Genomic DNA, 12,162 nt, shown 5'->3' with positions numbered 1-12,162 from the left:
GCCGCTCCTACAAAGTGCGTATTCGCCCTTAAATTGCGTTATGAGTCTTCAGCCAGCCCAGACCTGCTTCGGTCGTGGTCAGTGGCTTGTATTCCGCGCCCACCCAGCCCTGGTAGCCGATGCGGTCCAGGTGCTCGAACAGGAAGTGGTAGTTGATCTCGCCGGTGCCTGGTTCGTTGCGGCCCGGGTTGTCGGCCAGCTGGATGTGGTTGATCAGTTTCAGGTTGCCCTCAATGGTGCGGGCCAGGTCACCTTCCATGATCTGCATGTGGTAGATGTCGTACTGCAGGAACAGGTTGTCGCTGCCGACTTCGGCCTGGATGTCCAGGGCTTGCTGGGTGGTGTTCAGGTAGAAGCCCGGGATGTCGCGGGTGTTGATCATTTCCATGACCAGGCGAATGCCTGCGGCCTTGAGCTTGTCGGCGGCAAAGCGCAGGTTGTCGACGAAGGTCTTGCGCACGTCGGCGCATTGCAGGCCCTGCGGGCGAATGCCGGCCAAGGCGTTGACCTGGGTGTTGCCCAGTACCTTGGCGTATTCGATGGCCTTGTCGACGCCGGCGCGGAATTCTTCGACGCGGTCCGGGTGGCAGGCAATACCGCGTTCGCCCTTGCCCCAATCGCCGGCCGGCAGGTTGAACAGCACCTGGGTCAGGCCGTGAGCGTCGAGCTGTTGCTTGATTTCGGCAGCGCTGAAATCGTACGGGAAGAGGTATTCGACACCGCTGAAACCAGCATCGGCGGCGGCCTTGAAGCGGGCCAGGAAGTCCTGTTCGGTGAACAGCATGGACAGGTTGGCAGCGAAGCGAGGCATGGTTGTCTCCTTGCAGATTAAAGCCCCCGGCGCCACATAGGCGGGATGCACGGGGGCGTCAGGCAATCAGTCGAGCATCGAGATCGCGGTTGGCGCGTCGTTGCCGACCAGGGCCAAGTCTTCGAACTCGTTGACGGCGTTGATCTCGGTACCCATGGAAATGTTGGTGACACGCTCGAGGATCACCTCGACCACCACCGGCACGCGGAACTCTTCGGCCATCTTCTGCGCCTTGAGCAGGGCAGGGGCGATTTCGCCTGGTTCGAATACGCGGATGGCCTTGCAGCCCAGGCCTTCGACCACGGCAACGTGGTCGACACCGTAGCTGGCAGCGTCGGTCGAGTTGATGTTCTCGAACGCCAGTTGTACACAGTAATCCATGTCGAAGCCACGCTGCGCCTGGCGGATCAGGCCGAGGTAGGCGTTGTTCACCAGCACGTGAACGTACGGCAGGTTGAACTGCGCACCGACAGCCAGTTCTTCGATCATGAACTGGAAGTCGTAGTCACCCGACAGGGCGACAACCTTGCGCGATGGGTCGGCCTTGACCACGCCCAGGGCGGCAGGGATGGTCCAGCCCAGCGGGCCGGCCTGGCCGCAGTTGATCCAGTTGCGTGGCTTGTACACGTGCAGGAACTGCGCACCGGCGATCTGCGACAGGCCGATGGTGCTGACGTAGCAGGTGTCCTTGCCGAATACCTGGTTCATCTCTTCGTACACGCGCTGCGGCTTGACCGGCACGTTGTCGAAGTGGGTCTTGCGCTGCAGGCTGGCCTTGCGCTGCTGGCAGTCTTCCAGCCAGGCGCTGCGGTCCTTGAGCTTGCCGGCGGCTTTCCACTCGCGGGCCACTTCGAGGAACACGTCCAGCGCCTTGCCGGCGTCCGAGACGATGCCCAGGTCGGGAGTGAACACGCGGCCGATCTGGGTGGGCTCGATGTCCACGTGCACGAACTTGCGGCCTTCGGTGTAAACATCGACGGAGCCGGTGTGGCGGTTGGCCCAACGGTTACCGATACCGAACACCAGGTCGGATTTCAGCAGGGTGGCGTTGCCGTAGCGGTGCGAAGTCTGCAGGCCGACCATGCCGACCATCAGGGCGTGGTCGTCCGGGATGGTGCCCCAGCCCATCAGGGTCGGGATCACCGGTACGCCGGTCAGCTCGGCGAACTCGACCAGCTTGTCGCTGGCGTCGGCGTTGATGATGCCGCCACCTGCAACCAGCAGTGGGCGTTCGGCATCGTTGAGCAGGGCCAGGGCTTTTTCGGCCTGGACGCGGGTGGCGGATGGCTTGTTGACGGCCAGTGGCTCGTAGGCGTCGATGTCGAATTCGATTTCGGCCATCTGCACATCGAACGGCAGGTCGATCAGTACCGGGCCTGGGCGGCCGGTACGCATTTCATAGAAGGCCTTCTGGAACGCGTAAGGCACTTGGCCTGGCTCCAGTACGGTGATGGCCCACTTGGTGACCGGCTTGACGATGCTGGTGATGTCGACGGCCTGGAAGTCTTCCTTGTGCAGACGTGCACGCGGGGCTTGGCCAGTGATGCAGAGGATTGGAATGGAGTCGGCCGACGCGCTGTACAGGCCGGTGACCATGTCGGTGCCGGCAGGGCCGGAGGTACCGATGCACACGCCGATGTTGCCCGGGTTGGCACGGGTGTAGCCCTCGGCCATGTGCGAGGCACCTTCGACGTGACGAGCGAGGACGTGATCGATGCCACCGACTTTCTTCAGGGCTGAGTACAGCGGGTTGATGGCAGCCCCTGGGATGCCGAACGCGGTATCTACACCTTCACGGCGCATGACCAGAACGGCTGCATCGATTGCTCTCATTTTGCTCATGGGTTGTGCCTCATCGATTTTGTAATTGTATACAACTTGCTTTGCGACAGAGTGTATTCACGCCTGGCGGGCTAGGTCAATGGATTTTCATCGGGGAAGCTGGCTTTCGTCGGAGAGCCCGTGAAAACTGGGTTCTGTCGGATCTGGTACGATCGTTTAAAAATATTGTATACAAAAATATCTTTCGTTGTGTTCTATTTAGGTCATCGGTTTTCAACTGCCCTCAGGGCTTCTCACAACAAGAAGAGGACCTTTTCATGAACGTTCTGAACCTGAAAGTCGCGGTAAGCCTGGTGAATGCCGCGCTGGCCGCAGGCCGCAAGATCAATGCGGCGCCACTGACCGTGGCGGTGCTGGATGCGGGCGGGCACGTGCTGGCGCTGCAGCGGGAAGATGGCGCTAGCCTGATTCGCCCGGAAGTGGCCACCGGTAAAGCCTGGGGTGCGATTGCCTTGGGCAAGGGCTCGCGTTTGCTGGCACTGGATGCGCAGCAACGGCCGGCGTTCTTTGCCGCGCTGAATGGGTTAGGGGAGCGGCCTGTGGTGCCGGCGCCGGGTGGCGTGCTGATTCGTGATCAGGACGGCAAGGTGCTGGGTGCGGTAGGGATCAGCGGCGATACGTCGGATATCGACGAGCAGTGCGCGATCAGTGCGATCGAGGAGGTTGGGTTGACGGCGGATGCGGGGGTGGCGGCGTAAGAACTTAGATTGTTGGGGCCGCTTTGCGGCCCATCGCGACGCAAGGCCGCTCCTACAGGAGCGGCCTTGTGTCGCGAACGGGCTGCATAGCAGCCCCATTGGCCCGATCAGGCCGCCTCAGGCTCACAGCCCTTGAGCACCAGCCGGATGATGGTCTCGGCCGCAGCGTCATAATCGCTGTCGGCCAGCTTGGCCTTGCCCGTTACCGCCGAGATCTGCCAATCGAAATCGGCATAGGTCTGGGTCGCCGCCCAGATGCTGAACATCAGGTGATGCGCATCCACATTGGCAATCTGCCCGCGCTCGATCCAGCCCTGGATGCACTCGATGTTGTGCCGCGCCTGTTCGTTGAGCTGCTCGACCTGGTTGGGCGACAAATGCGGCGCACCGTGCATGATCTCGCTGGCAAACACCTTGGATGCATGCGGCAGGTCGCGCGAGATGCGGATCTTCGAGCGAATGTACGAACTCAACACTTCCTTGGGGTCACCGTCGGCATTGAACGGCGTCGAGGCCTGCATGATCGGTGCGATGATGCTCTCCAGGACCTCGCGGTAGAGGTTGTCCTTGGATTTGAAGTAGTAGTACACGTTTGGCTTGGGCAGGCCGGCCTTGGCCGCGATATCGCTGGTCTTGGTGGCGGCGAAGCCCTTGTCGGCGAATTCCTCGCTGGCCGCGCGCAGGATCAGTTCCTTGTTGCGCTCGCGAATGGTGCTCATGGTCAGGGATCTTCCTCGTGTCTGGCCACCTCTAAGAGGGATCGGGCATGGTAGCACCGGGCTCGACGGGCGCTCAAGGCAGCGACTTTGGGCTAGACTCCGGCGCATTCATTTCACGGGAAACAGGCAAACATGGCAGGCAGCAGTCTACTGGTACTGATCGACGACATCGCCACGGTGCTCGACGACGTGTCACTCATGACCAAAGTCGCGGCGAAGAAGACTGCTGGCGTATTGGGCGACGACCTGGCGCTCAATGCTCAGCAGGTCACTGGCGTACGCGCCGAGCGCGAGATCCCGGTGGTGTGGGCGGTGGCCAAGGGCTCGTTCGTCAACAAGGCGATCCTGGTGCCGGCGGCGTTGCTGATCAGTGCGTTCATCCCTTGGGCGGTAACGCCCTTGTTGATGATCGGCGGCGCTTACCTGTGCTACGAGGGCTTCGAAAAGCTCGCGCACAAGTTCTTGCACAGCAAGGAAGAGGACGAGGCGCAGCATGAGGCGCGCAAGGAAGCCGTGGCCGACGCCAATGTCGACCTGGTGGCCTTCGAGAAAACCAAGATCAAAGGCGCGGTGCGCACCGACTTCATTCTCTCGGCAGAAATCATCGCCATTACTCTGGGCACCGTAGCCGATGCGCCGTTGACCCAGCAGATCATCGTGCTGTCGGGTATCGCCATTGTCATGACCATCGGCGTTTACGGGCTGGTGGGCGGCATCGTCAAGCTCGATGACCTGGGCCTGTGGATGACGCAGAAGGCATCGAAGCTGGCCCAGGTGGTGGGTAACGGCATCCTGCGCGCGGCGCCTTACATGATGAAAAGCCTGTCGGTGATCGGCACTGCGGCGATGTTCTTGGTCGGCGGCGGGATTCTGGTGCATGGCATCGGGCCGTTGCATCATGCGATCGAGGCGTTCAGCGAAGGGCGCGGCGGGGCGCTGACGGGCGCATTGCTCAACGGGAGTGTGGGCATTGTTGCGGGCGCTGCCGTGTTGGCGGTAGTGAGCGGTTTGAGCAAGTTGTGGCGGGTAATGCGCCCGGCTCAGTGACTGTGACACAGGGGCCGCAAAGCGTCCCCTGTGGTCTTTCAGGTCAGAAGTGAACCTTGACCAGGAAGCTCGCCGTATTCTGGTCGGTCGTGAAGGCATCGCTGTCCTTGATGCCGTACTTGTTCTTCCAGTAGTCGTACTCAAAACCTACGTACAGCTGCTTCTCACCCAGGTGCAACGCCTTGCCCAGGTCATATTTGACCTGCGGGTTGAAGTGCAGGTTGGCCTGGTAGGTACCGCGACGGTTCTCGTCGTTGTCCACCACCCAGTCCATGAAACCGTCGATGAGGATGTCGGACGAGCCCACAGGGATGGTGTACGACCACACCGGGGTAATCTGCCAGACGTTGTCACCCGCACGGCTGCCGTCGGTGGTGCGCTGGTAGAAGTTCAGCTGGAAGTAGTCGAAGCCCGGGATGTCCAGGTCGAAGCCAGGGCCGATCAGGTAAGACTCGGTATCCCCCTCGCCAAACTCGTAGGTCATCGCCAACAGCACGTCCTTGACCGGGCCGAACGCCAGCTTCTGGTCGAAGATCTTGCCAAACGACAGGCGCGGGCTGATTTCACCGTAGTAGGTGTTGGGGCCGTTCCCGGCGTCTTTCTTGCCCTGGTAGAAGATCTTGTCGACGAAGATGAAGTTGTCGCCGTACTTCCAGCCATCGGCATGCTCGAACGTCACCGTCTGCTGGATCTCGGGGTTGACCTTGAAGTTCTTGCCCCACAGGTAGGTGAGGCTGTTGTTCTGCCACTGCAGCAGGTCGCCGCCGAAGGTGGTGCCGCAGGCCAGCAGGCCGCCGGCGAGGATCAGGCTGTTGATGGTACGCATTGCGAGTGTCGCTCCCTTGATTGATCTGTTGTCAGCGCTCGTTGTTGGCGCTTTTTTGTCTTTTGAGTCAGCTTTTTTCGATAGGCCACAGCTGTTTGGCAAGAGCTGCGCCAACTTTTCGGGGCTGGCACAACCTTCCTGCTCGACTACGTTCTGAACGGATGAAAAGGGTTTTTCAGGCTGGCAACACGTTGGCCAACCGCCCGAATTCATTGACTGAGCGGTCAGTAAACGCAGGCAGAATCCGTTCTGCCCTGAGCGAGGGGGCGCGCAGATTACTGGCTTGCGCGCCGGTCCTCAAGTGCCCCGTCCTGGAGCGCTGTGAAACAAACTTGTGCGTTTGGTCAGGTTCTTAGAAATGGACTTTGACCAGGGCGCTGGCGACGCTCTGATTACTGTCCACGTTGCCACGGCTGTCGATGCCGTACTTGTCCTTCCAGTAGCTGTATTCAAAGCCTACATACAACTGCTTGGCGCCCAGGTTCAGGGCCTTGCCCAGGTCATACTTGACCTGTGGGTTGAACTGCAGGTTGGCGTGGTAGGTGCCGCGACGGGTCTGGTCGTTGTCCACCACCCAGTCCATGTAACCGTCGATCAGGATGTCGGAGCGGCCCACGGGGATGGTGTAGGACCACGCCGGGGTGATCTGCCAGACGTTGTCCCCAGGGCGGCTGCCCTCGGTGTTGCGCACGTAGAAGTTCAAGGTGAAATAGTTGAAGCCGGGGACGGCCAGATCGAAACCGGGGCCGATCAGGTAGGCCTCGTTGTCGCCTTCGCCACGCTCGTAGGTCATGGCGATCAGCACGTCCTTGATCGGGCCGAACTCGAATTTGTGGCCGGTCATCTTGCCAAGCGACAGGCGCGGGCTGAATTCACCGTAGTAGGTGGTCACGCCTTTGCCGGGGTCGGCCTTGCCGTTGTAGAAAATCTTGTCGACGAACATGAAGGTGTCGCCGTACTTCCATTTGTTGGCGTGCTCGAACGTGATGGTCTGCTGGATACCAGGGTTGACCTTGAAGTCCTTGCCGTACAGGTAGGTCAGGCTTTCGCCGTGCCATTGCAGCCATTCGCCTGCATGCGAGGGGAGGGTGGCCAGCAGGCTGCTGCCCAACAACAGGGACGAGGTGATGCGCTTCATGTTGTGATTCCCGGACTTATTGTTTTTGTTGGCGGTGTTTTTAGCGCGCAGGGGCGCCCCGAGCGGCCCATTCCGGCGGGCCGACGGTGTAGCGGTTACTGCGGGTGTGAGTGAGGGGCGGCCAATGCGCCGCCCCTCGGGCTCAATGCTGGTGACAGGCGTCGTTATGCGCTGCGCGGTCGGCGCCACCGAGGATGTTGAACAACACGTTCAACACCAGGGCGCTGACCGTGGCCATGGCGATGCCACTGTGGGTGATCGGTTCCATCCACTGCGGCATCTGCGCGAAGAAATCCTGGCGCACCACGGGGATCAGCCCGAAACCGACGCTCACCGCCACCAGCAACTGGTTGCGACGGTCGCCGATGTCCGCTTCCTGAAGAATCTTGATCCCGGTGGCGGTGACCATGCCGAACATGGCAATGGACGCGCCGCCCAGTACCGCAGGCGGGATCGAGGCAATCAGGTAGGCCGCCTTGGGCAGCAGGCTGAGCATGATCAACAGCGCACCGGCCACCACGGTAACGTAGCGGCAGCGTACCCCGGTCATCTGCACCAGGCCGATGTTCTGGGCGAACGAGGAGTGGGTGAAGGTGTTGAAGAAGCCCGCGATGAACGACGCGCCGGCATCGCACAGCAGGCCGCGACGCAGCATGCCGGGGGTGACTTCACGATCGGTCACCTTGCCCAGGGCGAGGAACATGCCCGTGGACTCGACGAAGATGATCACCACCACCAGGCACATCGACAGGATCGGCGCCAGGCTGAAGGTCGGCATGCCGAAGTGCAGTGGGGTCACCACTTGCAGCCACGGTGCCTGGCTCAGGCCAGACAGGTCGACCATGCCGATGGAGCCGGCCAGGATGTAACCCAGGCCCATCCCCACCAGCACCGAAACGTTGACCCAGAAGCCGCGCATGAAGCGGTTGATCAACAGGATCACGGCCAGCACCAGGCCCGCGACCATCAGGTAGATGGGCGAACCGAAGGCTTCTGCCTCATGGCCGCCACCGGCCCAGTTGACCGCAACCGGGAATAGCGACAGGCCGATCGAGGTGATCACGGTACCGGTAACCAGGGGCGGGAAGAAGCGCACGACTTTGGACATGAAGGGCGCGATCAGCATGCCGAAGAACCCGGCGGCGATGGTCGCGCCGAAGATCCCCTGCAAGCCCACGCCGGGCATGCCGGCCATGGCCACCATGCTGCCGACGGCAGCGAAGCTGGCACCCATCATCACCGGCATGCGGATCCCTACCGGGCCGATACCGAACGACTGGATGATGGTGGCGACGCCTGCGACCAGCAGGTCGGCGTTGATCAGGAAGGCAACTTCTTCACGGGACAATCCAGCAGCCTGGCCAATGATCAAAGGCACGGCAATCGCGCCTCCGTACATCAGCAGTACATGTTGCAGGCCTACCAGAATCAGTTGGAACAGGGGCAGAGGCTGACGCGGCGGCGCAACAGGGATGTACGCCTTGCGTGACTCGGACATGCAGCACCTCGAGTTTTGTTTTTATTCTCGGATCCAAGCGGCAAGCTCCAAGCGGCAAGCTTCAAGAAGAAGCTTGGTGATCCGCGTTGGAGCTTGACGCTCGATGCTTGCTTGTTACCTACGACTTACAGCTTGAGGCTTGAAGCTTGCGGCTTCTATCAGTTGACCTGGGCGCCTTTGGCGATCCAGTCACCAACGAGCTTGCGCTCTTCGGTGGTCATCTGGGTGATGTTGCCCAGCGGCATGATCTGGCTGGCGACCGCTTGCGCCTGAATGCGCGCGGCCTGGGCCTGGATCTGCTGCGGGGTGTCGAACATCACGCCAGCAGGGGCGGCGCTGAACAGTGGGCTGGTCGGTTTCGACGAGTGGCACACGGTGCAGCGTTCCTGGATGACATTGTGGATCTTGTCGAAGTCGCCACCACCGGCCTGGGCAGCGGCCTGGGCCGGTGCTTGCGCAGGTGCGGCTGGCGCTTGCGCAGCCTTGGCGGCGTCCTCGGCGCGCTGCTCGGCAGCGGTCTTGCCACCGACAGCAGTTGCAGGCAGCGGCTGGTACTCGATCTTCGCTGCGGCTTGCTCAGGGCTTACGGCCATCGGTTTCGGGCCGGTGACGTAGGCCAGGCAGATCATCGCCAGGGCGCCTACCGGCAGGGTCCAGGCGTACTTGTTGCTGTCGTGGCGGGTGTTGAAATAGTGGCGGATCAGAACCGCGGCTACTGCGATACCGGCCAGGATCAGCCAGTTGTACTGGCTACCGTAGGTGCTCGGGAAATGGTTGCTGATCATGATGAACAGCACCGGCAGGGTGAAGTAGTTGTTGTGGCGCGAGCGCAGCAGCCCCTTGGCCGGCAGGCGCGGGTCCGGGGTGGTGTTGCTCTCGATCGCGGCCACCAGCTGGCGCTGGGCCGGCATGATGATGCGGAACACGTTGCCGACCATGATGGTGCCGATGATCGCGCCGGTGTGCAGGTATGCGCCACGGCCGCTGAACACCAGGCTGAAGCCCCAGCAGGCGGCGATGATCAGCACGAACAGCACACCACCGAGCAGCGCTGGCTTCTTGCCCAGGGGCGAGTCGCACAGGAAGTCGTAGATGAACCAGCCAGCGATCAGCGAACCGATACCGATGGCCACGCCTTCGGCACCGCTCAGGGTGCTGCCAGGGGCCAGCAGGTACAGGGCCGGGTTCCAGTAGAACACCACGCACAGCAGGGCGATACCGGACATCCAGGTGAAGTAGGCTTCCCATTTGAACCAGTGCAGGTTCTCGGGCATTTTCGGGGGTGCGAGTTTGTATTTCTCCAGGTGGTAGATACCACCGCCGTGAATCGCCCAGAGATCACCCGACAACCCATCGCGCGGGTTGCTTCGGTTCAGGTGGTTCTCCAGCCAGACGAAGTAGAACGATGCACCGATCCAGGCGACACCGGTGATCATGTGAACCCAGCGAATGCTCAGGTTCAGCCATTCGTGAAGGTGTGCTTCCACAGTATGTACCTCTGCCAATCACCTTGCGATGATCGACCTTTTCTTATTGGTGGGGATTGAGGATCAGCATCTGTTCCTCGGTGAAGTAATGCTCATCGCAGTTGTTGCCAGAACCACTGCGATCAACCACCAGGAAATCATCCCGCTTTTCGATCGTCAGCACCGGGTGGTGCCAGACGCCGCGATGGTAATTGATGCCCTGCCTGCCGTTACTGCGGAAGGCGCGGACCAAACCTGATACAGGTGCATCGCCAACGGGCGCGACCACGATCAGAAAGGGGTTGCCGAGCAGCGGGATGAAAGCCTGGCTGCCCAGCGGATGGCGTTCCAGCATGCGTACGGTCAGCGGCATGTCCAGCGCGTCGGCGCGGAAGATGCTGATGATCGCTTTGTCTTCAGGCTCGGCGGTCTCGACCGTGGCGAGCTTGTGAAAGCGCATGGTCGAGCCGTTGTTGATCATGAAGTGGTCACTGCCATCGGTTTCGATCACGTCACCGAACGGGGCGAAGGCTTCTTTGGTCAGGGGCTCGATCATCAGGGTGCGCATGCGGTTATCTCTTCTATGTTCGTTATTCTTGAAAGGGCTCTAACGTTCGTTGCAGCGGTAATTACAGCTGCAGCAGACGGAACAGGGCGATCAGGTTGATCTGCGCCAGGGCTTCCTTGAATTCGGCATCGCTGTCGTTGTGGATGCGTTTTTCGAAAGCGGCGAGGATCTGGTGCCGGTTGCTGCCCTTGACCGCCATGATGAACGGGAACTGGAACTTGGCCTTGTAGGCGTCGTTGAGCTCGGTGAAACGGGCGAACTCTTCGGCGGTGCACTGGTGGATACCGGCGCCGGCCTGCTCGTTGGTGCTCGATTCGGTCAGCTCGCCCTGGATGGCCGCTTTGCCAGCCAGGTCCGGGTGAGCGTTGATCAGCGCCAACTGGTCGGCGTGGCTGGCGCTGAGCAGGATGTCGCTCATACGCTGGTGCAGCGCCTCGACCTCGTCCAACTCGATCAGGTTGCCCAGGCCATAGGCTTTTTCAGCGACCCACGGCGAGTGCTCGTAGATGTCGGCGAAGGCGGCGACGAATGCGTCACGGCCCAGGGTGGAGGGCTTGAGGGTCTTGAAGGCGGTCATCAGGCGTTCTCTTTCTTGTACGGGTGGGTGGCGTGCCAGTGGCGGGCGATGTCCGCGCGACGGGCGAACCAGACCTGGTCATGGCTCTTGGCGTAGTCGACGAAGCGCTTCAGCGCGGCCAGGCGCGCCGGGCGGCCGACCAGGCGGCAGTGCAGGCCGATGGAGAGCATCTTCGGTGCTTCGGCGCCTTCGGCGTAGAGCACATCGAAGGCGTCCTTGAGGTACTGGAAGAACTGCTCGCCGCAGTTGAAGCCCTGTACCTGGGTGAAGCGCATGTCGTTGGTGTCCAGGGTGTAGGGGATCACCAGGTGCGGCTTGCCGGTCGGGTTGTTCGGCTCCCAGTAGGGCAGGTCGTCGTCGTAGGTGTCGCTGTCATAGAGGAAGCCACCTTCCTCCATCACCAGGCGGCGGGTGTTCGGGCCGGTGCGGCCGGTGTACCAGCCCACCGGGCGCTCGCCGGTCAGTTCGGTGAGGATGCGGATGGCCTCGAGCATGTGCTCGCGCTCCTGCGCTTCATCCATGTTCTGGTAGTCGATCCAGCGGTAGCCGTGGCTGCAGATCTCGTGGCCGGCTTCGGCCATGGCGCGGATCACGTCCGGGTGGCGCTGGGCGGCCATGGCCACGGCGAACACGGTCAGCGGCACGCCGCTGTCCTTGAACAGCTTGAGCAGGCGCCACACGCCGGCACGGCTGCCGTATTCATACAGCGATTCCATGCTCATGTTGCGCTGGCCCTGCAACGGCTGGGCAGCCACCATCTCGGACAGGAAGGCTTCGGACTCTTTGTCACCGTGCAGGATGTTGCGCTCGCCACCTTCTTCGTAGTTCAGGACGAAGGACAGTGCAATGCGGGCGTTGCCCGGCCATTGCGGGTGAGGTGGGTTGTTGCCGTAACCGATCAGGTCGCGAGGATAGTCAGCGCTCACTGCAGTCTTCCTTCTTGTGCGTTAGTGCGGGGGTGGGCGGGCCGCG

12 protein-coding genes are annotated in these 12,162 nt (G+C 61.5%); 2 read left to right on the top strand and 10 right to left on the bottom strand.

From position 1 onward, the window contains the following. Positions 1-28: 28 nt before the first annotated feature. Entirely contained in the window at positions 29-811 is a 783-nt protein-coding gene (gene hyi, locus LJX93_RS18685; RefSeq protein ID WP_227696282.1) for a hydroxypyruvate isomerase, read from the bottom strand. A 66-nt stretch (positions 812-877) separates the two neighbouring features. Beyond that, on the bottom strand, positions 878-2,653 hold the full coding sequence (gene gcl, locus LJX93_RS18680; RefSeq protein WP_227696281.1) for a glyoxylate carboligase: 1,776 nt from the start codon (positions 2,651-2,653) through the stop codon (positions 878-880). Positions 2,654-2,910: 257 nt separating this feature from the next. Here gcl and LJX93_RS18675 point away from each other — a divergent pair, with 257 nt between their 5' ends. Next, positions 2,911-3,351 carry a GlcG/HbpS family heme-binding protein gene (locus LJX93_RS18675; RefSeq protein ID WP_033699392.1) on the top strand — a complete coding sequence of 147 codons (441 nt, stop codon included), beginning with the start codon at positions 2,911-2,913 and terminating at the stop codon, positions 3,349-3,351. A gap of 107 nt (positions 3,352-3,458) precedes the next feature. On the opposite strand, the gene LJX93_RS18670 is transcribed toward LJX93_RS18675, so the two are convergent. Continuing rightward, positions 3,459-4,070: a TetR/AcrR family transcriptional regulator gene (locus tag LJX93_RS18670; RefSeq protein WP_033699390.1), complete on the bottom strand. Its 612-nt coding sequence runs from the start codon at positions 4,068-4,070 to the stop codon at positions 3,459-3,461. A gap of 132 nt (positions 4,071-4,202) precedes the next feature. Between LJX93_RS18670 and LJX93_RS18665 the strand changes: the two genes are divergently transcribed. Continuing rightward, positions 4,203-5,117: a DUF808 domain-containing protein gene (locus LJX93_RS18665; protein WP_227696280.1), complete on the top strand. Its 915-nt coding sequence runs from the start codon at positions 4,203-4,205 to the stop codon at positions 5,115-5,117. Between the two features lie 43 nt (positions 5,118-5,160). On the opposite strand, the gene LJX93_RS18660 is transcribed toward LJX93_RS18665, so the two are convergent. The 7 genes from LJX93_RS18660 to puuE all read right to left on the bottom strand — a co-directional run bounded on the left by LJX93_RS18660 (position 5,161) and on the right by puuE (position 12,116). Beyond that, positions 5,161-5,943, bottom strand: a complete 783-nt coding sequence (locus tag LJX93_RS18660) for an outer membrane protein OmpK (protein ID WP_027592962.1) — start codon at positions 5,941-5,943, stop codon at positions 5,161-5,163. A 352-nt stretch (positions 5,944-6,295) separates the two neighbouring features. Continuing rightward, on the bottom strand, positions 6,296-7,081 hold the full coding sequence (locus LJX93_RS18655; protein WP_033699387.1) for an outer membrane protein OmpK: 786 nt from the start codon (positions 7,079-7,081) through the stop codon (positions 6,296-6,298). A gap of 142 nt (positions 7,082-7,223) precedes the next feature. Then, positions 7,224-8,579, bottom strand: a complete 1,356-nt coding sequence (locus LJX93_RS18650) for a nucleobase:cation symporter-2 family protein (protein ID WP_227696279.1) — start codon at positions 8,577-8,579, stop codon at positions 7,224-7,226. Between the two features lie 158 nt (positions 8,580-8,737). Then, entirely contained in the window at positions 8,738-10,066 is a 1,329-nt protein-coding gene (locus LJX93_RS18645) for a urate hydroxylase PuuD (RefSeq protein WP_033699385.1), read from the bottom strand. A gap of 43 nt (positions 10,067-10,109) precedes the next feature. Further along, on the bottom strand, positions 10,110-10,613 hold the full coding sequence (locus LJX93_RS18640; protein ID WP_027592958.1) for an ureidoglycolate lyase: 504 nt from the start codon (positions 10,611-10,613) through the stop codon (positions 10,110-10,112). 61 nt (positions 10,614-10,674) lie between these two features. Continuing rightward, positions 10,675-11,190: a 2-oxo-4-hydroxy-4-carboxy-5-ureidoimidazoline decarboxylase gene (gene uraD, locus LJX93_RS18635; RefSeq protein ID WP_033699383.1), complete on the bottom strand. Its 516-nt coding sequence runs from the start codon at positions 11,188-11,190 to the stop codon at positions 10,675-10,677. Further along, on the bottom strand, positions 11,190-12,116 hold the full coding sequence (gene puuE / locus LJX93_RS18630) for an allantoinase PuuE (RefSeq protein WP_019471481.1): 927 nt from the start codon (positions 12,114-12,116) through the stop codon (positions 11,190-11,192). The genes uraD and puuE overlap by 1 nt, the downstream gene beginning before the upstream one ends. Positions 12,117-12,162 lie beyond the last annotated feature (46 nt).

Source organism: Pseudomonas sp. HN2-3 (genome assembly GCF_020691745.1).
Classification (GTDB): domain Bacteria; phylum Pseudomonadota; class Gammaproteobacteria; order Pseudomonadales; family Pseudomonadaceae; genus Aquipseudomonas; species Aquipseudomonas capeferrum.
The sequence above is the reverse complement of the archived record's forward strand: the minus strand, read 5'-3'. Positions and strand labels throughout refer to the sequence as shown.